Source organism: Pseudochrobactrum sp. XF203 (genome assembly GCF_020341615.1).
Lineage (GTDB): Bacteria > Pseudomonadota > Alphaproteobacteria > Rhizobiales > Rhizobiaceae > Pseudochrobactrum > Pseudochrobactrum saccharolyticum.
This window is the reverse complement of the sequence record NZ_CP084393.1, coordinates 77,428-97,412: the sequence shown is the minus strand read 5'-3', so window position 1 is coordinate 97,412 and position 19,985 is coordinate 77,428. Positions and strand designations below refer to the sequence as shown.

22 protein-coding genes are annotated in these 19,985 nt (G+C 53.9%); all 22 read left to right on the top strand.

The genetic code is table 11. The features are described from left to right. Positions 1-134: 134 nt before the first annotated feature. The 22 genes from LDL70_RS16240 (at position 135) to LDL70_RS16135 (ending at position 19,923) form a co-directional block, all read left to right on the top strand. Positions 135-674 carry a terminase small subunit gene (locus LDL70_RS16240; RefSeq protein WP_225689023.1) on the top strand — a complete coding sequence of 180 codons (540 nt, stop codon included), beginning with the start codon at positions 135-137 and terminating at the stop codon, positions 672-674. Then, positions 574-2,595, top strand: coding sequence for a terminase gpA endonuclease subunit (locus LDL70_RS16235; protein WP_225689021.1), 2,022 nt, complete (start codon positions 574-576; stop codon positions 2,593-2,595). The genes LDL70_RS16240 and LDL70_RS16235 overlap by 101 nt, the downstream gene beginning before the upstream one ends. 2 nt (positions 2,596-2,597) lie before the next feature. Further along, a complete protein-coding gene (locus tag LDL70_RS16230; protein WP_225689019.1) occupies positions 2,598-4,193 on the top strand; it encodes a phage portal protein in 1,596 nt (531 codons plus the stop codon). Then, on the top strand, positions 4,190-4,486 hold the full coding sequence (locus tag LDL70_RS16225; RefSeq protein WP_151159496.1) for a hypothetical protein: 297 nt from the start codon (positions 4,190-4,192) through the stop codon (positions 4,484-4,486). The genes LDL70_RS16230 and LDL70_RS16225 overlap by 4 nt, the downstream gene beginning before the upstream one ends. Before the next feature lie 16 nt (positions 4,487-4,502). Further along, complete coding sequence (locus tag LDL70_RS16220) at positions 4,503-5,729, top strand: S49 family peptidase (RefSeq protein WP_213600162.1); 1,227 nt, start codon at positions 4,503-4,505, stop codon at positions 5,727-5,729. 67 nt (positions 5,730-5,796) lie between these two features. Further along, positions 5,797-6,456: a head decoration protein gene (locus tag LDL70_RS16215; RefSeq protein WP_213600163.1), complete on the top strand. Its 660-nt coding sequence runs from the start codon at positions 5,797-5,799 to the stop codon at positions 6,454-6,456. Positions 6,457-6,502: 46 nt separating this feature from the next. After that, entirely contained in the window at positions 6,503-7,522 is a 1,020-nt protein-coding gene (locus LDL70_RS16210; RefSeq protein WP_151159499.1) for a major capsid protein, read from the top strand. A 5-nt stretch (positions 7,523-7,527) separates the two neighbouring features. Then, positions 7,528-7,941, top strand: a complete 414-nt coding sequence (locus tag LDL70_RS16205) for a hypothetical protein (RefSeq protein WP_151159500.1) — start codon at positions 7,528-7,530, stop codon at positions 7,939-7,941. Continuing rightward, a complete protein-coding gene (locus LDL70_RS16200) occupies positions 7,938-8,744 on the top strand; it encodes a hypothetical protein (RefSeq protein WP_225689017.1) in 807 nt (268 codons plus the stop codon). The genes LDL70_RS16205 and LDL70_RS16200 overlap by 4 nt, the downstream gene beginning before the upstream one ends. A gap of 220 nt (positions 8,745-8,964) precedes the next feature. Beyond that, positions 8,965-9,222, top strand: coding sequence for a hypothetical protein (locus LDL70_RS16195; protein WP_225689015.1), 258 nt, complete (start codon positions 8,965-8,967; stop codon positions 9,220-9,222). A gap of 3 nt (positions 9,223-9,225) precedes the next feature. Further along, complete coding sequence (locus LDL70_RS18090; protein ID WP_151159503.1) at positions 9,226-9,489, top strand: PAAR domain-containing protein; 264 nt, start codon at positions 9,226-9,228, stop codon at positions 9,487-9,489. A 10-nt stretch (positions 9,490-9,499) separates the two neighbouring features. Next, entirely contained in the window at positions 9,500-9,757 is a 258-nt protein-coding gene (locus tag LDL70_RS16185) for a hypothetical protein (RefSeq protein ID WP_225689006.1), read from the top strand. Further along, positions 9,715-10,122, top strand: a complete 408-nt coding sequence (locus LDL70_RS16180; protein ID WP_151159505.1) for a GPW/gp25 family protein — start codon at positions 9,715-9,717, stop codon at positions 10,120-10,122. The genes LDL70_RS16185 and LDL70_RS16180 overlap by 43 nt, the downstream gene beginning before the upstream one ends. Beyond that, on the top strand, positions 10,119-10,964 hold the full coding sequence (locus LDL70_RS16175; RefSeq protein ID WP_225689004.1) for a baseplate J/gp47 family protein: 846 nt from the start codon (positions 10,119-10,121) through the stop codon (positions 10,962-10,964). Before LDL70_RS16180 ends, LDL70_RS16175 begins: the two co-directional genes overlap by 4 nt. Continuing rightward, positions 10,964-11,767, top strand: a complete 804-nt coding sequence (locus LDL70_RS16170; protein ID WP_225689002.1) for a phage tail protein — start codon at positions 10,964-10,966, stop codon at positions 11,765-11,767. Before LDL70_RS16175 ends, LDL70_RS16170 begins: the two co-directional genes overlap by 1 nt. Continuing rightward, positions 11,767-12,285: a hypothetical protein gene (locus tag LDL70_RS16165; RefSeq protein WP_225689000.1), complete on the top strand. Its 519-nt coding sequence runs from the start codon at positions 11,767-11,769 to the stop codon at positions 12,283-12,285. Before LDL70_RS16170 ends, LDL70_RS16165 begins: the two co-directional genes overlap by 1 nt. A gap of 8 nt (positions 12,286-12,293) precedes the next feature. Beyond that, the gene (locus tag LDL70_RS16160; protein WP_225688998.1) at positions 12,294-15,581 is read left to right on the top strand and encodes a DUF4815 domain-containing protein; all 3,288 of its coding nucleotides are present in this window, start codon (positions 12,294-12,296) and stop codon (positions 15,579-15,581) included. Positions 15,582-15,584: 3 nt separating this feature from the next. Further along, positions 15,585-17,027 (top strand): hypothetical protein, encoded by a 1,443-nt coding sequence (locus LDL70_RS16155; RefSeq protein WP_225688996.1) that lies wholly within the window; start codon positions 15,585-15,587, stop codon positions 17,025-17,027. A 10-nt stretch (positions 17,028-17,037) separates the two neighbouring features. Beyond that, complete coding sequence (locus tag LDL70_RS16150; RefSeq protein WP_225688994.1) at positions 17,038-17,490, top strand: hypothetical protein; 453 nt, start codon at positions 17,038-17,040, stop codon at positions 17,488-17,490. A gap of 130 nt (positions 17,491-17,620) precedes the next feature. Next, the gene (locus tag LDL70_RS16145; protein WP_225688992.1) at positions 17,621-18,865 is read left to right on the top strand and encodes a phage tail protein; all 1,245 of its coding nucleotides are present in this window, start codon (positions 17,621-17,623) and stop codon (positions 18,863-18,865) included. 62 nt (positions 18,866-18,927) lie between these two features. Next, positions 18,928-19,464 (top strand): phage major tail tube protein, encoded by a 537-nt coding sequence (locus LDL70_RS16140; RefSeq protein WP_225688990.1) that lies wholly within the window; start codon positions 18,928-18,930, stop codon positions 19,462-19,464. Positions 19,465-19,518: 54 nt separating this feature from the next. Then, entirely contained in the window at positions 19,519-19,923 is a 405-nt protein-coding gene (locus tag LDL70_RS16135) for a phage tail assembly protein (protein ID WP_225688987.1), read from the top strand. Positions 19,924-19,985: the final 62 nt, after the last annotated feature.

Genomic DNA, 19,985 nt, shown 5'->3' with positions numbered 1-19,985 from the left:
ATTGCAACGTCAAGGGGCGAAGAAAAGGTACCTTACCCCATAGGCAAGCTGTGCGGTCACGCTGCACCCCTAAATATGAGCGTTTTCCAAATTTGGAAAATCGGAGTTTGCTTTGCATTTTGAGGAAAATCGAAATGGCAAAAAAGGCCACAACATCTTCGACCTCGTCCGCAATCATCGACCTTACGGGTGAAGAAATGCTGTCAACGAGTGGGGCATCTTCACTGTTGGGTATTACATCTCAATGGCTTCGTCAGCTATCGGCGAATGGTTATATCCCCGTGGCAATCAAGGGAAAGTACCCACTGGTTGCTGTTGTACAAGGTTATGTCCGCTCCCTTAAAGACGAGGAACGAAGGTCATCTAAAGCAGCAGCTGACAGCGGCCTTAAGGCCGCACGGCAAAGAGAGGTCGAACTCCGGATCGGGAAAGAGGAAGGTCGCCTCGTCGATATGGAAGACGTTGAAGCCGTCGTCTCAAATGTTTTTGCAACACTACGCGCAGAACTTACCGGCATCCCCGCAGCGGTAACGCGCGATGTGAAATTGCGCGCGGAGATTGAGAAGGGATTAAATGGGGCGTTTGCTCGATCACAAGGCAAGTTCAGAGAAGCGGGTGAGGCTTTACGATCTGGCAGCGATCCTTTCGGAGCCGACGGAGAAAACGACTCCTGACAAATGGGGGGCGGATAACCGAGTTTACCCACCGACCTCCGGAAAGCCGGGTCAACGTGACCCTTTACTTACACCTTACATTGTCCCTTATGCGCGGGGTTTTGATGATAACCGTTATACCCGGAACGTCCTTGTCACCGGTGCGCAGAGCGGCAAGACCGAGACGATCCTTGACGTAATCGGTTACCGCTGTGATACGCGGCCAGTTCCTATTCTTTACGTGGGTCCGTCGCGTGAATTCCTCACTGACCAGTTTGAGCCGCGCCTGATGGGGCTTTTTGACGAGGCTCCGAAACTCAAGCGCAAGCTGGCGCGCGGTAAGCGTATGAAAAAGACCTTGAAGCGTGTCGCGGGTGTTACCGTTCGCCTGGCTCATGCCGGTTCTTCAACGGCTCTTAAATCCGACCCTGCCGGTTTGGCACTGGTCGATGAATACGACGAAATGCTCTCGAACATTAAAGGACAAGGCGACCCACTCGGTCTTGTCGAAGCTCGCGGTATTACATATGCGGACTTCATGACTGGCATAACTTCAACGCCGTCGCAGGGGATGGTCGAAACTGAGATGGATCACGAAAGCGGCCTTGAATTTTGGGGGGTTGTTGCCCCTGAGGATGTAACCTCGCCGATCTGGCGACTTTGGCAGGAGGGCACGCGGCATCATTGGACATGGCGTTGCCCGCATTGTCGCGAATGGTTTGTTCCTCGGTTCAAGTGCTTATCATGGCCGAAAACCGCGACGCCCGCACAGGCGCGTCGCGAAGCCTTTATCGAATGTCCTCGTAACGGGTGCGTTATCGAGGAAGTCCACAAAGAGGCCATGAACGCCGAGGGCATTTATGTTGCGCCGGGGCAAACAGTTAATGTGGACGGGAGCGTACTCGGCGATCCTCCCGATACGACGACGCTATCGTTCTGGGTATCTGGCCTCGCTTCACCTTTCGTTTCTTTCGGGGAGAGGGCGGAAACGTATCTAAAAGCACTCGCATCGGGTGAAACCGACAAGGTTCAGACTGCTGTCAACGCCGGTTTCGGTGAGGTTTATACGCCGGGCGGTGGTGATGTTCCAGAGTGGCAGGAAGTTGCAAAGCTTAAAGCACCGTACCTTCCCCGAACCCTTCCGGATCAAGCCCTGTTCTTAACGGCTGGTATTGACGTTCAGAAAAACCGCCTCCCGTTCGTTATCCGAGCGTGGGGCGCGCGTGCCACCTCTTGGCTGATCGATAGCGGTGACCTGTGGGGAGATACCTCTCAACAAGAAGTATGGGATGATCTGGCCGATCTCATTACGCAGCCGATTGATGGTCTGCAGATCCGTCTTGTGTTCGTGGATAGTGGTTTCCGCCCGGGCAAGAAATTTGCCGTGCCTGAACATCGTGTTTACTCGTTCGCACGGCGTTTCCCTCGGTTCGTATTCCCGACGAAAGGGCGGAGGACACAAACACGTCCGATTATTCAGTCAAAGATCGAAGTAAAGGCCGACGGTAAGACCTCTAAATACGGTCTTACCCTGCACTTGCTCGATACTGATCACTGGAAAAGTTGGGTTCATGAGCGCCTGCGGTACCCGCATATCAGGGAAGACGGCGAGGCCTCTCTCGGAGCTTGGTATCTTCATGGGGAAACGGCGGATGATTACTGCCAACAGATCGTAAGTGAAGCTCGAACAACCTCGCCGACTGGTGCTCCGGTCTGGGTTCAGCGTTCCCGCGAGAACCATTATCTTGACTGCGAGGCATTGGCGGCGGCGGCTGGCTACCAACTAAACGCGCATCGGATTAGTCCCGGTTCGCGTCGAAAGGACGACGACAAAACTGAGCCAAAAATCTCAGTTCCTGATGCAAACGGCGCGCCAAAAGCGGAGGCAGAGTCGAAATTCGACCGTATTGCCCGGCTTGCTGCTGGATTTAATGGGTTGTGACAATGGGTTTACTCTCTCGCGCTTCTGATATCTTACGAAATGCCGTTGGAGGCGCGGGGCATAACCTTCCGGCGTCTTCCCCGCAGCACTCCGCGCAGTATTTCCGGTCGCCTGGCAGCGGCGGGGCTGCTGCGCTCTTCGCGTGGCGTCCTGCTCTTCGAGATACCCGCGAAGATGTGCTTTCTGCCTATATCGAAGCTGCCGCCCGCGCGATCGACGCACTGCAAAATTCTGGCTGGATTGCCGGAGCGGTTAATCAGGCTGTAGCGAGTACCATCGGCACCGGCCTGCGCCTCAACCCGACACCGGATCATACCGTCCTCGGATGGGATGAAAAACAAACAGAGGAATGGATCAGTAAAGTCGAACGCCGCTGGATACTCTGGTCTGAAAATCCGGTTGAGTGCGACGCAGCCGGAAAGCACTCGATGGGGCAGCTCACAGGGATGGTTCTCAAAACCGCTTTCGCCTATGGCGAGGCTGTTAGCCTCCTCCCGTCGATCCGACGCGACGTTTCGACAACGCGAACAAAGGTTCAACTCGTTTTGCCGCACCGTCTTGTTCAAGATACGGACGCCATGACGCGAATGTATCAGGGAATTCGGACAGATGATTTCGGGTTCCCGCTTTCGTATCGCTTTACAAGAGACAGTGTTTTTCGTGAGCAGATCGATATTGCAGCCCGCGACGGCGCAGGGCGGCCGCAGGTTGTGCATGTCTTCGAAGGCTCGCCGGGACAGGTTCGGGGTATTACGCCGCTTGCTCCTGTTCTGCGCGTTCTTCGCCAGTATGACCAACTTGCCGACGCGACGCTGACGGCCGCGCTTATTCAGGCTGTCTTTGCCGCGACAATCGAAAGCGAGGCACCGACCGAAGCTCTCTTGAACGCTTTGCAAGATCAAAACGAACAGGACGCGAGTGCAGGCTCACAGGCCGAGACGCTGTTCGGCTTTAAACAAGCTTGGTATCAGCAGACTAAAATTGACCTCGGATCAGGCGGGCGCATTGCTCACTTGTTCCCCGGCGAGAAGCTGACGATGAACCGGTCGGAGCATCCGAACGATACCTATGAGGCTTTCAGCAAGTTCCTCCTCCGTGAGATTGCGACCTGCCTCGGCATGACGGTCGAAACGCTGACCGGTGATTACACCGGTGCGACTTACTCGTCCGTTCGCATGGCGACTGCCGAGAAATGGCCTCTCGTTCTCGCGCGCCGTAAAAATATCTGCGGCCGCTTTCTTCAACACGTTTACGAGGCATGGCTTGAGGAGGAGATAGAGGCGGGGAATATCCCGTTCCCTAACGGTTTGATGGGGTTCATTGAGAACCGCTCCGCAGCCTGTTCGGCTGACTGGCGCGGGCCTGCCCGACCGCAGGCCGATGACCTCAAAGCCGCAAAGGCTCACGAGGTTTACAAACGTATGGGCGTCATGTCCGACGAAATGATTTGCAACGATCTCGGCGTCGATTGGGAGGATGTTTATGAACAGCGCTCCCGTGAAGCCAAGAAACGTGCCACTCTTTACCTACCGGAGGGCGATACAATGACGCCTGACCCTGTAGGCGACAAACTGATTACGGAGGACGAAACGAAATGACGGACGACGTAATCGGTCACCCTGACGAGGTTGCGGTTAATTGGGATAACCCATGTGAACGCGCGAGAGCGTTGAAAGACGCTTACTATGACCGGCTTGCGGGCGGCTCTGCGCAGCGCGTCCGCTTCCGGCATGGCGATAACGAGCAGGAGGTACAAACGTCCATCCTGCAAGGAAACCTTTTGATCCTCCGTCGAGAGTTTCAGGACGCCGAGGATGAGTGCCGCAAACTGCAAGGATTGCCGCCCGTTAATCGGCGCTTTGCGATCCGAGGCGGCTCGCGCCGGTACTAACCTAAAGGAAGATTCTATGCCTGAAACGCGTGCCTTACAGGCGGCGCTTGCGGAGCCGTGGGCGATCACAGCCGAAGGGCTGGAACTCGTTCTCTCCGTCGCTGCCCGCGAAAACAATGTCTCAATCGAAGCACTTGAGGCGTATCGGTCGAAGCACGTACCGACGGCCGAGCGCCTGCAGGAGCGGGGCACGGTCGCAATCATCGAAGCGCGCGGCCCTCTTTTCCGCCGCGCGAATATCTTTACGTCGATTTCGGGTGCGACCTCTTACGACATTATGGCGCGTGATCTGCAAGCCGCCCTCGATAACCCGTCGTACCGGTCGATTGTTCTCAATTTCGATACGCCGGGCGGTGAAGTGACCGGCGTTGATGAACTGGCGAAGGCAATCCGCGCAGGCAAGGCAATCAAGCCGATTGTCGCTTATGTCGGCGGGTCTGCGGCTTCGGCCGGCTACTGGCTTGCATCGCAGGCAACGGAGATCGTGATCGCCGACACAGCGATCCTTGGCTCTATCGGTGTCCGTGCTGCCTTTCAGGACACGAGCAAGAAAGATGCGGAAGCGGGTCGGCGCGAATTTATCTCCTCGCAGTCGCCCAGCAAGAGGACAGACCTTTCGAGTGACGAGGGCAGAGCTCGTATTCAAAACACGATTGATGCACTCGCAGACGTATTTATCGCGACGGTCGCTCAAGGCCGTCGCGTGAAGCCCGACGACGTGATCGCCAAGTTTGGCGGCGGCGACGTGCTTATCGGATCGGCCGCCGTCGCGGCTGGGATGGCAGATCGCATCGGCACATTCGAGGCGGTTGTCGCAGAACTGGCAGGGCGCGGCCCAACGCCACCAAACAGCAAGAGGATTGCAAAAATGAATAATGAAGAGATTGAAGCCGCGCGCAAGGAAGGCGAGAAGATCGGCGCAACGGCGGAACGTACCCGTATTCAGGCGATTTTGAATTTGCCGGAAGCAAAAGGGCGCGAAGCTTCGGCAATGCACCTCGCATTTACGACCGACTTGTCGGCTGATGTTGTGAAAGGCACTCTCGCTGGCCTGTCTGCTTCGACATCCGAGCAGGCACCGGAAAGAGAACAGAAGCAGCCGCAGCCGACAGGTCAGCGCTCAAGCGAAGCTCCGAGTGGTCTTGTCACATTCGACCCGAAGGCCGACCAGCCTCAGACCCCTGTCGAAAAGACAAAAGCGTCGTGGGGCAAAGTCACAGACAAACTTAACGCAAGCATGTGATCGCCAGAGCGCTTTCAGGCGCACGCGATCCGCAGCGATTGAACCCTCTCATTGGAGAATTTGAACAATGTCTAAAGTGTTCAACGAACCGCGCCATGCGGGAGAATTTATTTTGAGCGAGGCTAACGGCCAGCGCTCCCGCGAAGGCGTCACCATCGGAGCAAGCCAGAATATCGAGGCCGGTACGGTCTTGGCTCTGCTCGCGCAGGCCGGCGGCGTAACGACCTCCGTTGTTGCCGCTTCCGGCAATACCGGCGACGGTACCCTTGCTATGGCCTCCCCTGCGGTATCTTCGAAAGCGAAGAACGGCACCTATACGGCGACAGCTACCTCCGCGACTGTTTTCGCGATTGAAAGCCCGTCAGGCGCAAGCCTCGGCAACGCCACCGTCGGTGCAGCGTTCAACAAAGAAATCAAGTTCACGATCACTGCGGGGACAGCAGCGTTTGTGGCCGGTGACAGCTTTAAAATCGCGGTCGGTGTTGAAACCCCCGGCGATTACCACGCGGTCTCGTATGACCCTGACGGTCAGGACGGCAGTGAAAAGGCGGCTGCTATCGCGATTTATCCGGCCGTTACCGGTGCGAGTGAAACCGTTAAGATCGCTGCAATCTTCCGTGACGCCGAAATTAACGGCCAGTGCATCGCATGGCCTGAAGACGTAACCGCCGAGCAGAAGGCAGCGGCAACTGCCGATCTCGCCTCCGTTGGCATTCTCGTTCGCTGACGCCCAACGTCTCGACGTAACTTAATAATTTTTGGAGATTTCGCAGATGTTGGACATTTTCAATAACGATGCGTTTTCGGTTACCAATCTGACCGACGCAATCAACGAACTGAAATACAAGCCAGGTCGCATTGGCGAAATGGGTCTTTTCACCGCCAGCGGCGTCGATACGACGACAATCGCCATTGAAAAGAAGGGCGATATTCTGACCATCGTACCGCCGACACCGCGCGGTGCGCCGGGTACGACAATCGGCAAAGAGAAGCGCGATATGCGCTCCCTGATTATCCCGCATTTCGAAATCAACGATGCGGTTTATGCGGAAGAAGTTCAGGGCGTTCGCGCCTTTGGAACCGAGCGCCAGCTTGAAACCGTCATGATGAAAGTCGGCCAGCGCCAGCAGACCCACGTCATCAACTTCGCTGTGACCGAAGAACATGCCCGCCTCGGTGCGGTAAAGGGTATCGTCACCTATGCCGACGGTTCAACGCTCAACCTCTTTACCGAGTTCGGCGTTACGCAGGGAAACGAGATCGATTTCGCTCTCGGTGCCTCAAATCCTGTTGACGGTGAACTCCGCAAGAAATGCGCGGCAGTCGTCCGCAAAATGTCCGACATTCTGGGCGGCGTTCCGTTTAACGGTATTCATGCCTTTGTCGGTGACAATTTCTTTGATGCTCTGCTCTCGCATCCGGAGGTCCGCGAAACTTTCAAAGGCTGGTCGGAAGCGCAAATTCTGCGCGAGGGCTATATCGGCCCGAACCGCTCAAGCTATGGTATCTTTGAATTTGGCGGCATTGTCTGGGAAAACTATCGCGGCGGCGTAATCGATGGGAAAACCTTCATCGAAAGCGACAAAGCGAATTTCTTCCCGACCGGTGTTCCGGGGCTGTTCAAAACCGCGTTCGCACCTGCCGATTACATTGACACTGTGAACACAATCGGTCAGCGCCTTTATACCAAGCAGTATAAAATGCCGAACGATAAGGGTATTCATCTCGATACCCAGATGAACGCCCTGCAATACTGCACACGTCCTAAGGTTCTTATGCTTGGCAAGAAGTAAGTGCCATGCGGTTGAACAGTCTCGCAGTACGCACCGCCTTCAAGGCGGTGCAACGCGAGTTTGGTGAGGTCGTACAGATAGAGCCGCTTAAACAGGGCGACTTTTCCGACGAGCTTTCCGACCCGTCCCGCATAATCGTTAGAGTTTACGCTGTCGTCGCGCTCACGCCGAAGACGGACATTCTCGACGGATCCCGGCAAGGATCGAAGATCAACACGACCGCACGCTTTTCGCAGAGGGATGCGGCCATATGGCTGTGCCCCGAAGTGTTCGCAGCGATCCCGTATGAGCTTCGGGAGGGTGATCGCGTTCGAATGATACAGCGGCCGAATGAGCCGCCTTACAAGTTATCCCGCGCGCCGGAAAGCTCCGACCGTGGCGATATCGTCATCTCTCTTGTTCTGGATGGTAACCGATGAGCCTCACAGCCCTCGCCGTTCGCTTCGCTACAATCCGCGCCCTTCAAGGCCGGACGTTCGCCGAGGATCGTGTTTTCGACAGCAAGATTAATCCGGTCAACCTCGTTGCAAGCAAAGAGAGCAAACCGGTGATTATCGTCACTACTGACGACGACAATATCGACATAACGGGAAAGGGCTTGCGCGCGGGCAATCATAAGCTTGAGCTTGTGATCGAAATTGCCGTCACGCAAAAGGTAACGGTCGAAGTTGAGAACGGCGACACAACGGAAGTTATAACTATCCCGTCAAGCGACGCAGGGCTTGAGGCGACGGTCGGCCTGATCGGCTGGCAGATTGCGAAAGCCCTTTCCGCAGACGGCGGGTTTTGGGGTGACATTTGGCGCACACTGGTTACGAACGTTCACTCGATTTCAAGCCGCCGCGGAGCGGACGATGAAAACGGCGTTCGGTACGCCGCGCGGCAGTATATTTATTCACTTGACCACGTTGAAGAACCGACGCCGGGTGAACCCCCTTGTGTAGGCAGCGCGTGGGATAAGGTCTTAATTGCTATGAAGGCCGACGCCGATTATGCGGGCGTCGCAAAGCTGATCGAAGCCGAGATAACGGGCGGCGATTATTTGCCGTGGCAAATCGCTCGCGGTCACCTCGGAGTTGCCGACGACGTTGCCGTTATCATGGGAACCAAGCCGGTGAAGATTGACGAAATTGTCCAGCTCGCTGCCGTTGACCTTACCGATGGCTTTACGATTGCCGAGCAACGGGCAGGTGAACTTGAGGTGCCGGAGAATGAGGCTTGACCAATTCCTCGCCGACCTTCTCCGGCGAACGTCTGAGATCGAGCGTCGTTTCGACGGGATGGTTTCGCAGGGCACTGTTCACGAGGTTGACCCGCAAGGCGGAACCGTCCGTCTCCGCATTGGGGGGACGGACGACGAGCCGTTTCTCTCTCCTCCGATCCCGTATGCTCAAGTAGCAGGCGCTTTGAAGGTTCACGCTCCCCCATCAAGGGGGCAGCAAATGACGGTGCTGAACGGATCGGGCGATTTCCGCCAAGGTCTGGCGCTGCCTATGACGTGGAGCGACGCGAACAAATCTCCGAGTGATAAGGGCGACGAAAATGTCATGACCTTCGGCTCTGCGACCGTTGCGGTGCGCGGTGACGAAATTGTCGTCAAAGTTCCGCGCCTCCTGATCGAGTGTGACGGAACGACTTTTGAACTATCGGGCAACGGCCTTCGCGCCGTTGCATCTGACTTTGATTTTTCACTGGGGTAAATCATGCCGGGAATTGCGCTCGTCGGTGTCGATGCTGCCGGAGGGACGCAACTCGGCTTGCAAGTGCCGTGGTTTCGCGTGAACGGCCAGCCGGTCGCGGTCAAAGGCGACAGTGTTGCGGGGCACGGCTTCCCGCCGCACGACAGCCCTATCATGGCAGAGGGAACGCCCTCGTTCCGCGTCGGCGGCATCCCCGTTTGTCGGGAAGGCCACCTTGCAACGTGCGGGCACGTAACGACAGGGCGATCATTCTTTCGCATCCCATAGAGAGGCAGCTATGAAAAAGACCTATCTCATTACCGAACGCGCCGGTCGCTATGTGGCAGGCCAGCGCAAGCCGGACAGCGGCAGGATTGAGCTATCGGACAATCAGGCGGCTTACGAATTGGCGCTCGGAACTCTCGTTCTCGCGCCAGATGATAATGCTGTCGGTGCGGGTCAAGAGGAAAAGATCAAGCGGCGTAAAGCGGGAGAAACCTCGGAGAAACCGGCATGGAACAAAATGCAGCCCTCGGCGTCGACCTTAACCGAGTAACTGGAGAGCTGATCTTCGGCTGGGAACACGTTGAACAATGTATAGGTGACTTTCTTACCACCTTCTTTGGAGAACGTATCATGCGTGAATGGTATGGCTCTGTAGTACCGAAGCTCATGGGTGAAAATCTTACAACGGATACAATCGTTACTTTTTTTGCTGCGGTCACTTCTGCAATTGAACAATGGGAACCACGTTACAAGGTTACCAAAATCACGCCAATTTCTGTAAGCCGAAGCGGTGAATTCCACGTTCGTATTGAAGGCGATTACCGCCCCTTGGCGTTGATCGGTAACTTCACTTCCGGCAGTCCAAAACATTTAACAATAAGCGGCGCCGCTGGCCGAGGGTTGGTATTGATATGACCATCAATCTTGATAGCTATCCATCGCCAGATGTAATTGAAACAATCTCATTCGAGCAAAGTCTTGCTGAAATGCAAGAGGAACTAATTCGTTTATTCCCAACTATTGAGCCGACACTCGTTCTGGAAAGCTCACTTGCTAACAAGTTACTTCAAGTTGGCAGTTACAGGGAAATACTCCTAAGAGCGCGGATCAATGATGCGGCTAAGGCCAATCTGCTGGCGTTTGCTACAGGGTCAGACCTTGAGCACCTTGCAGCATTTTACGATGTTGTCCGATTGGGGGGTGAGGGTGATGAAGCGTTGCGAAGCCGCACCGTTCTCAATATTCAGGCGCGATCACCAGCAGGCGGAGCTAATTGGTATAAGGCTGCAGCTCGTCGGGCAGACGTGCGCATCCGTGATGTTGCTGTTTTCCGTGAAGAATTTTGGCCGATCATTCATGTTGCAATTCTCTCGCACGAAAACGACGGCATTCCGGATGCTGCAATGCTCGACGCTGTGCGGGACATTGTCATGAGTGATGATGTACGCCCACTCAACGATACAGTAATTGTTGAGGCAGCGGTTACAAGCACGACGGAAATTGAAGCCAATGTTTGGTTACTCCCGTCGGCTCCGTTAACTGACCTAGCCCCGCTTGAAACTGCTTTGCGTAAGGCTTGGAATATTGAGACTGCAATTGGTTTTGATCTAACCCCGTCTTGGATCGAGGCACGCCTTCATCTGTCCGGCGTACAGCGTATAGAAATGGTTTCCCCGACAGTCCCGCTTGTTGCTGCTGCCGGTACCGCGATTGCAATTGGTAATATCAAACTCAATTACATGGGGCGCGATTACTGATGAAAGAGCGATCCGCATTGTTACCGAGCAATATGACTTTCTTAGAGAAGTCATTTTCGGATGCACTTGATCGTTCTCCGGAAATTTCTCCCGGCATTGTGGAGTTGCGCGGGTTGAAGTTTCACCCGATTGATAGGGTGATACCTTATCTTGTCGCTGAATACGGCCTCTCAGAAATTGCCGAATATCTTCCTGACCTGCGTACTGTGATTAGTGACGGGATCAAATGGCAGCGATTAATCGGTACACCTGCTGCAATTCACAAGGCGCTGGGCTGGATCAATCATGACGGGGATATTGAAGAGTTCCCCGCCAAAGCAAGCAAATGGTGGTGGTTTCAGGTTCACTTACCATTTGAGGTGCGCAATACCGATTTTGTTCGCCCTGTCACGCATCTTGTAAGAGCATCGAAGCCGCTTCGATCAGAATTTGCGCGTGTAACAGCCGGTCATGATGTTCGGGCGTTTCGTCTAAACAAGCACCGATTGAATGGTGATGCAGGTGTAAACAATTGGTCTGGCATCAAACGTTCGGATGCCGAGCCTTTGCTCTCACTCCGTGTGAACAGGCGTCAGCCTGTATATGCTCTGCTTGGCGGCGGCGTAGTTAAACGCACTCAGCATATCAGTATGATCCGTCCGTTAGTTCTCGGAATGCCGACGCGGCAAGAAGGAGCAATTCTGCTCAGCGGATCAGCGCGCCATATTGATCTAAACAATCAGGCGACCACTCCAACCCGCAATGCGCCGTTCAATATTCAGCCATTTGGCAAACCATCACTTATAGTTCAAAGAGGCCAATAATGCCTGTATTTACGCAAAACGGACGTGTGTTTCTCGCACGCGCTTTGTACGACAGCGTCATGTTCCTGGCCGTTGGTCAGGGTGATGCGGCATGGGATAACCTGCCTCCTCCGTCAAATGCCGAGGAACAAATGCAGTTAGATGCCGAGATGTCTGCGCAAACCGGTTTGGTTGCTCAGGTGGGCGTAACCCGGCTGCGTGAGAAATATTACGTCAAACCTGATCCGGCCGGTACCATTATTATGGCGGATGGTGCTGCTTACAGCAAAAGCGTTGACCCCACAGCGCATGTATTCGTGCGTTTCCAATTGGATTTATCCGATGCTGTAGGAACAACGCTTCGCGAAGCGGGCATCATGATCGGCACTGCTTTCGCTGCCGGTGTGCCAGAGGGGCAAATGTTTATGCCCAACATCGAGATCACCAATATTGGCACGATGATTCAGGCCGACCGTTTTCAGCCTATTGTGCGTGACGGGTCTATCAGCCAATCCCTGACATTCGTCATAACCGTCTGAGAGGCGACATGAACAGCATTATCAAGCGCCCTGGCTATGGTGATCGACATGACCGTAGCCGGCGACAGCACGCTATTGCGTTTCCAGATCTTGGGCGTGATCATCAGGGCATCTATCTTCAGTCAACTGACATGAATGAACTGCAGTCACGCGCGCTGGATCAGGTGCGTCGTGTCGGTGATTACATCATTCAAGACGGCCGTATCATGGACGGCCAATATCCTATTGTGGATGAACCGGACGCGGACCATATTCGTGTCCGTCTTCCTGCCTGCCCAATCTATATGCGTGGTCTGGTACATGATGTTGATGAGACTGTTTTCGTACTGCCCAACACAGGTGAATTGGTAATTGGTGTCCGGTCACAGGAAAACCTTGTAACCGATATCGAAGACAGCAGCCTGAAAGGCTCTGTACCCGGCACTGAAGCCTTTATGGAAGAAGGCGCTGCACGCGTTGAGATCATTCTGACGTGGGGGCACTCGCTCGAAACTGACCCACGACCTTTGCAGTCAGTATTTCAGGTGCGGGATGGTAAAATTCTAACCGTTGAAACCAATACCGATCAGTCAGAAATCTACAAAAGTTTGGAAAAATATTCGCGAGAGAGCAATGGCTCCTTTGTGAATACCGGCTTTGATGTGACAGCTGTCGGTTTGAATGGTGCTGGTAAACAGGTGTTGTCCATTGCCGAAGGTGTGGCCTATGTCAGCGGTCGCCGGATTGTACGTCAGCAGTCAATGCGTGTTGAGGTCACTGAAGAACCTGATCTGCGCAATGTTGATGCCGAGCCGCACCCTTTCACAGAAGCGACTGGCGGAACGCAGATTTTCAAGGTTTCCAAAACACCGATTGAAAGTGTCCGCCGTGTTGTGGTTGAAAAGGAAACGACAGAAACGGTTCTTCATGGTCCTTTCTCGGGTGCGGTTGATCCTCTGCAGCATCCGTCAGTCACAGCCATTCTTGAAATTAAACAGGGTGGCACTGTTTATACATCACCGGCCAGCTGGATACTGTCGCAAGGCCAGATCGACTGGTCACCGAACGGCGCCGAGCCGTCCCCCGGTTCAAATTACACGGTAAAATACCGTTACAATGAAAACATTCAGCCGGACGCTGTTACCCGTGACACAGTCACAGTGACGGGCGCGGCGAACGGTACCAATGTTCTGCTGGACTATGCCTACAAACTGCCCCGCATTGATGCCCTCTGCCTCGATATGGCAGGCGCACCAGTCTATATCAAAGGTGTGTCGGCTGTATCCCGTCCGCGTCGGCCAGTTATTCCGGAAAGCATGATCGAACTGGCACGTCTCCATAACGATTGGGGGCGTCCGCCAGCTGTTCAAGCCTCAGGTGTACGTAACGTGCCATATGATGAGATCACGGACATGCGCACAGCAATCGTTGATCTTTATGATCTGGTTGCTCAGGAGCGTCTCAAGAATGACGTCACTGGCCGTGATGTCGGCGCAAAACGCGGCCTGTTTGTTGATCCGCTCCGTAATGATGCGATGCGGGATCAGGGTATTCCGCAAACAGCAGCGGTGTTCGGTGGGAAAATGACGCTGCCGATTATACCACGGCTGCATGAGTTCCCGTCGTTTGTCGGCATCCGATGTCTTGCTTACACGGAATACCCGATCATCACACAGCCACGTCGTAGCAGCTCAAAGAAGATCAACCCGTATCAGACATTCACACGAATGCCCGGTCGTGCAAGCGTCGAGCCTTCGACCGATATTTTTACGGATCGGCAGACGGGCTGGACTTCACCGCAAACGCAATCCTTTGAAGCCCCTGAGGGTGAATATATCTCAGGAATTTCTCTGGAGCAGCGCGTTGAGAAAATCGGTGAGCGTATCGTGCAGGCAGAGTTTGTTCGTCAGCGCGATGTTAATTTCAGACTGGAAGGCTTTATTGAAAATGAAAAGCTGACTGCTCTGGAGTTCGACGGTATTGCACTTCCGGTTACTGACTACGCTCCGGCAAACGCAGATGGTGTTATTTCAGGGATATTCGCTATCCCTGCAAATGTACCATCAGGTTCAAAGACGGTGTTCTTTGAAGGGTCTGCGAATACTCGCGCATCCTGCACCTATGTTGGCCGTGGGGAGATCACCATTGAAGAATACCGGCTTGCATCAGCCTTGGAGACTTCATCCAAGACAATGCCGCAGCCGGTGATCAACAACACGGTGATTAACAACATCACCAACGTCAACAACGTCAGCGAACGAGGTGGCGATGGTGGCCGTGGTGAAGGCCGCGATCCTCTGGCACAGACATTTACTCTCGTGAATGCAAGGTGTCTCTCTGCGATCCGTTTGTGGTGCGCAAAGAAAGGATCAAATACCAATGCTGTGCTCGTACAGATCAGAACGTGTGAAGTGGGTATGCCAACTTCTATCGTTCTTGCAGAAGCATTTGTTCCTGCCACTGATCTGACTGAGGGCGAACAGTTTGTCGCGCGCTTCCGTTTTCCGGTTTATCTGGAAGCCGGTCGTGAATATGCATTTGTTGTCCTGACAGATGATGCTGAGCATTCGCTCTATACAGCGGAAATCGGCAAGATCGATATCGACACGGACGAGGTGATCACCGGTCAGCCGTTCACGGTTGGCGTGCTGTTGTCATCCTCCAATGCATCGACATGGACTGTTCACAACGAGGCAGACCTTTGGTTTGACATGTTGGCCTGCAAGTTTGATCCGGTCGAGCGGGTGATCCCTATCGGCAGTTTCAAAACCTTGAAAATGTCAGACATGATCGTTCGTGCCGGCGTTGAAATCCCTGATCCGGAAGCCGAGGTGCTAATTCGCCTGACCCGTTCAGCGCGTAATGAGATCATCACCTCTGCCCCTTCACAAATTCACCAGTTCGCGGATTACATCCAGAACGAAGATATTGTGGTGGAAGCGGTACTTCGTGGATCAGAGCATGTAACCCCGTTCCTGTTCCCTGATGTTCAGATTGTGGAAGGGGAATTACAGCCAACGGCTGACTATTACACCCGCGCTATTGATGCCACTGACACCAATAAAGTGTTGGTGACATTCGATGCGTTCCTGCCAGCAGGATCGGGCGCACAGGTCAGCATCGGTGCTCCGGGCAGTTATGTTCAGGTCAATGTATCCAGTGCAACGCCCTTGGGCGACGGTGTGGTTGAGCAGACTTATATCCGCGCTTCCTATCCCGCAAACAACCTTGATGCGCAAACAAAGGTCGTAATCACCGGCACGCCAGCGGCTCGGCCGGAAATCAAAAGCATGCGCATGTTGCTTTCAAAGGTGTAAAATATGGCAAATGAGAAGACGCCAAATTATCATTGGGATATCCCAAACCCATACGGGTTACAGATCGTTGAGATGATTAAGGTGGCGTCCACATTCGGAGCCATCGACAGCCGGTTCAAGGCTTTTGAGGATGCTTATATAAGCCATAAGCATTCCTTTGCGGATATCACTGACAGACCGACCACGCTCAATGGTTATGGCATTACGGATGCCATCACCACAGATCAGGTGAGAAGCGAGATTGAGACATCACAAGCTGCTCAGCAATCAGTTATTGATCAAAGCATTCAGTCACTCACTAACAGTACGGCTGATGCTCTCGCACTAAGAGTGCGTGTTGATTCTGTGCAGGCCTTTACCCTTGCTCAAAAATCGCGGGCGCGTCAAAATATTGATGCGCTCGGTACCGTTGACAGAGGTGTTCCAAACGGTGTGGCAACACTTGATGCCGCGGGTAAAATTCCATCGTCTCAGCTGCCACCGGTAGCAATTGCCGATACGTTTGTTGTCAATTCGCAACCCTCCATGCTGGCCTTGGTTGCTGAACGTGGTGATGTTGCTGTACGGACTGACTTGAAGAAGACGTTCATCCTACGCTTAGAGCCGGCTACAGTGTTGGCTAACTGGCAGGAAATGCTTACGCCGACGGATCAAGTGCTATCTGTTAATGGGCAGACAGGTGTCATCAACCTGTCTGCGGAAGATGTTGGAGCTGCTACTCCCGCACAGGTTGCGGCTAAGTTGGATCGCAATAACCCTAACTTTACAGGACGTGGAATTGGAACGCATCTTTCTCTGAGAAATGGGAATAGCGACGTCAATCGAAACCTTTTGGGCTTTGGTTTTACAGGTGATGCCGACGATACTCAGAAATGGATACTTCGGTCAGACGGTGCTCTCGTACTCTGCAAGATGAACCCTGCAACGGGGGCTTGGGAACGAGACCTCTTGCAGGTTCATCCGACCGGAGTGGTGCAAGCAGCCAACACCTTAAAAGTTTCTGGAGCAGAGGTTCACACTAACGGAAACGTTTCGGGGGCGATGTGGGATTTAACCGGTACACTGGATCTCTGGAACTACATCAATAAAATGACGTGGGGCAAAACCTCTGTAGAGATTGGTTTCTCAGTCTTCAATAATGAGGATTGGGGCTGGAGAGAAACCGTTGCGCCTTGGACGAAATGCTTGGCCTTCTGTGTTTCTAAAACCAGCCAAACACAAGATGACCGCCGACGCCCTCGAAAGCTAGAAGGACAGCATAATTGGGGGTGGGAAACCTGGGCTTCGATGGCAGGTGCTGATGAATGGGGTGCAGAAATTGCATCAAGCAACACCACGGGGGATCGAACAATGTTCACTATCGCCTACACCACTATGGGACGGTTTAGAGTGAACGCAGGCTGGGGACGAACTTCCGAACGCATAGTGTTTCTGCGTGTTGCCTAAGGGATAAGATATGAAAATTTTCTATAATCCGACAGACGGTGTTTACACGTCAGCGACGGACACCCCGATCAACGAAGACGACATTGTTGTGCCGACACGGCCACCAGAGAAATCAACCTATCATCCGGAAACTAACAGCTGGACGATTGATCCGGTTGAGCCAGTAATAGAACTGGTACCGGACGAGATTAGCTGCAGGCAGTTTTTCCAGCAGCTGGCTGCCATGGAAATTATCACCAAGGCTGAAGCGCTATCGGCCTTGCAAAACGGAACTATTCCGCCTCCGTTGCAAGTGATCATTGATCAGCTTCCAACGGAAGACGATAAGTTCAATGCACAGATGTTGGTCATTGGCGCTGCAACATTCAATCGCTTGCACCCGTTGGCTGAAATCGTCCGTCAGGCAATGCAGTGGACGGCTGAACAGAAAGACAATTTCTGGCGCGAAGCAGCAAAATTGTAAGCATCACTACAGCCGACACCACACACCGCCCTTGAGGCGGTTTTTTATTATTCAAACATAGCAGAAAGGCACGCTTCGGCGTGCCTTTTTTATTGCTCGGCGGGGTTCCCGCCTCAACAGGAGAAGAGGAATGAGCGATCCAGTCTTCGGCTTGTCGATTACCCAAATCGATAACGAGCCGCGCCCGGCGATTGTTACGAATATGTCGATTGTCGGCCTTGTGTTTACTGCACCGGCCGCCGATGCGACTGAGTTTCCGCTTAATGAGCCGGTTCTTTTTTACTCGTCTGACGATGCAAAGCTCGCAAAGATGGGCAAAACAGGCACCGGTTACAATGCGGTAAAGCTCATTAATCAGCAGCTTGGTCAGTTTCAGGCGGCGGCGACAATTGTCGGCGTTCGCGTAATTGAGGGCGCTACACCGGACGAAACAATCGTCAACCTGCTTGGCGATATCAACGCCCGCACCGGGATGTATGCACTGCTCAATGCAGGTGCTGAGCTTGGCATTACGCCTCGTCTTATCTGCGTGCCCGGATATACATCTCAACTTGCGTCTTCGGCGGATGCAAATGTGATTATTGCAGGCCTTCCGACTTTGCTTGACCGCCTGCTTGCTGTGGCTGTGGTTGACGGTCCCGCAACGGACGAAACTGCGGCGAGCGCATGGCGTGCGACAATCCAGTCGAAGCGCATAATCCCTGTCGATGTTGCGGCTAAGGTTATTGATGACGTCGGCGATGTTGTGACCGTCCCGGCATCCCCAGCAATCATTGGTATTGCGGTGCGCCGCGACCATGAGTTTCAGGGCCGTCCGTTCCATTCGTGGGCGAACCAGCCGGTTTACGGTATTGTCGGCCCGTCCCGTCCGCTTGAATTCTCGATCCTTGACGGCGCGACCGAAGGGCAACAGCTTTTGTCGAAAAACATCGGCATTATCGTACGGGGCGAGAGCACCGATGGCGCCCTTGCTGACGGCGGGTTCCTCTATGTCGGTACAGACACTTGTTCCGAAGATACGCTTTGGCAGTTCTATAATCAGGTGCGAGGCCGCGATTACATTCATCTGATGTTTATCAAGACCCTCCGCTTTTTCCTCGGCCGTCGCAATATTGACCGTGGGACAATTGAGGACATTCTCGCCACCATGAAAGGCGGGCTTCGCGACATCCAAGCAACGGGCGATCTGCTCGGCTTCCGTGTGAATTTCACGCGCGCCGCCAATAGTCCTGAGCAACTGCGCCTTGGCCGGTTTACTGTCGCCTTTCAGGCGGAGGAGCCGCCAGTCCTGCGCTATCTCGGCATCCAGTCAGCGCGTTATCGCCCTGCGCTCGATGCGCTCCTCGACGACCTGCTCACCAGCCTCGACGCTTAATCAGGTTCGTGCGGTGGCTTCGCGCCACGGCTAACGCTTCTCGATTATAGGGAAAAATCGTCATGTCAAATATCTATATCATGGAAGCGGCGAACCTTTTCGTCGGCGACCACGATCCCCAGAACTCAAAGTTTCTGACGCTGGAAGAATTGAAGCTTCCAGATTTGCAGGAAACGCTTGTCGATCACAATCCGGGCGGCGGCAAAGTAGCCGTCGAATTTGGCGTCGGCGTTGAAAAGCTCGAACCGACCTTCAAGCTGAAGGGTTGGGATATGCCGCTCCTGCGCTCGTTCGGCCTTGGCAGCACGATCCGGAAAAACTTCACCGCGTATGGTGTTATTCGCAATAAAAAGAATGGCAAGGCTCTTGAAGCGAAAGCAATTATGGAAGGGCGTCTTTCCCGTGTTGCGCCGGATGCGTTTACGCGCGGCGAAACGATGGGGCACGAATACGCGATCAATGAAGTTCTGCACTATGAACTTTTCTTTGATGGCTCCGAAGAACTCTATTGGGATTTCTTCACCAACACGCTCCGCCTAGGTGGTGTCGATCCCGATCCGGATTTCAACAACATTCTTCGGATCAGCAACGGCAGTTAATCGTTTATATCTCCATAAGTCCGCCGCAAAGGCGGGCATTTTCAGGGCAAGAAAATGAATAAGCACGATCTCAAGTATCCTATTACGGTGAACGGGGCGACGATCTCCTCCGTCACGATCCGTCGTCCGAATGGCGGGGACATGGTTGCCATTGGCGATCAGGTTGCGGAACTGATGAAGTTCTATTCGTCTAACGCGAAAGCCTCGCAAGAGTACGTCCTCGCCGAAGCGGCTGCAAAGCTGTCCGGAACGGGAACAGATCTTGAGGCTATCGCGGCGAAAATGACCCCGCCGACGAGCGCCGTTTTCTCTGCAATGGTTGATATTGCCAGTCGCTTGGCTGGCCTTGGCGAGGCAGCCGCAGAGCTGGATGTTACAGACCTGCAAGACATTGCAGGGAAGGCACTCAACACGGGGGAAGCTCCGGGGCGTGGGAGAGTGGAGACTGGCGACGCGTAATCGCGCTTGCTGCTGCAAACACCAACACGCCCCTAAGTTTCTTTCTCGATCTGCCGATCAAA

Bases quoted from the DNA above. Each gene is read 5' to 3' on its own strand.
- LDL70_RS16240 (WP_225689023.1), top strand. From the start codon at position 135: ATGGCAAAAAAGGCCACAACATCTTCGACCTCGTCCGCAATCATCGAC.
- LDL70_RS16235 (WP_225689021.1), top strand. From the start codon at position 574: ATGGGGCGTTTGCTCGATCACAAGGCAAGTTCAGAGAAGCGGGTGAGG.
- LDL70_RS16230 (WP_225689019.1), top strand. From the start codon at position 2,598: ATGGGTTTACTCTCTCGCGCTTCTGATATCTTACGAAATGCCGTTGGA.
- LDL70_RS16225 (WP_151159496.1), top strand. From the start codon at position 4,190: ATGACGGACGACGTAATCGGTCACCCTGACGAGGTTGCGGTTAATTGG.
- LDL70_RS16220 (WP_213600162.1), top strand. From the start codon at position 4,503: ATGCCTGAAACGCGTGCCTTACAGGCGGCGCTTGCGGAGCCGTGGGCG.
- LDL70_RS16215 (WP_213600163.1), top strand. From the start codon at position 5,797: ATGTCTAAAGTGTTCAACGAACCGCGCCATGCGGGAGAATTTATTTTG.
- LDL70_RS16210 (WP_151159499.1), top strand. From the start codon at position 6,503: ATGTTGGACATTTTCAATAACGATGCGTTTTCGGTTACCAATCTGACC.
- LDL70_RS16205 (WP_151159500.1), top strand. From the start codon at position 7,528: ATGCGGTTGAACAGTCTCGCAGTACGCACCGCCTTCAAGGCGGTGCAA.
- LDL70_RS16200 (WP_225689017.1), top strand. From the start codon at position 7,938: ATGAGCCTCACAGCCCTCGCCGTTCGCTTCGCTACAATCCGCGCCCTT.
- LDL70_RS16195 (WP_225689015.1), top strand. From the start codon at position 8,965: ATGACGGTGCTGAACGGATCGGGCGATTTCCGCCAAGGTCTGGCGCTG.
- LDL70_RS18090 (WP_151159503.1), top strand. From the start codon at position 9,226: ATGCCGGGAATTGCGCTCGTCGGTGTCGATGCTGCCGGAGGGACGCAA.
- LDL70_RS16185 (WP_225689006.1), top strand. From the start codon at position 9,500: ATGAAAAAGACCTATCTCATTACCGAACGCGCCGGTCGCTATGTGGCA.
- LDL70_RS16180 (WP_151159505.1), top strand. From the start codon at position 9,715: ATGGAACAAAATGCAGCCCTCGGCGTCGACCTTAACCGAGTAACTGGA.
- LDL70_RS16175 (WP_225689004.1), top strand. From the start codon at position 10,119: ATGACCATCAATCTTGATAGCTATCCATCGCCAGATGTAATTGAAACA.
- LDL70_RS16170 (WP_225689002.1), top strand. From the start codon at position 10,964: ATGAAAGAGCGATCCGCATTGTTACCGAGCAATATGACTTTCTTAGAG.
- LDL70_RS16165 (WP_225689000.1), top strand. From the start codon at position 11,767: ATGCCTGTATTTACGCAAAACGGACGTGTGTTTCTCGCACGCGCTTTG.
- LDL70_RS16160 (WP_225688998.1), top strand. From the start codon at position 12,294: ATGAACAGCATTATCAAGCGCCCTGGCTATGGTGATCGACATGACCGT.
- LDL70_RS16155 (WP_225688996.1), top strand. From the start codon at position 15,585: ATGGCAAATGAGAAGACGCCAAATTATCATTGGGATATCCCAAACCCA.
- LDL70_RS16150 (WP_225688994.1), top strand. From the start codon at position 17,038: ATGAAAATTTTCTATAATCCGACAGACGGTGTTTACACGTCAGCGACG.
- LDL70_RS16145 (WP_225688992.1), top strand. From the start codon at position 17,621: ATGAGCGATCCAGTCTTCGGCTTGTCGATTACCCAAATCGATAACGAG.
- LDL70_RS16140 (WP_225688990.1), top strand. From the start codon at position 18,928: ATGTCAAATATCTATATCATGGAAGCGGCGAACCTTTTCGTCGGCGAC.
- LDL70_RS16135 (WP_225688987.1), top strand. From the start codon at position 19,519: ATGAATAAGCACGATCTCAAGTATCCTATTACGGTGAACGGGGCGACG.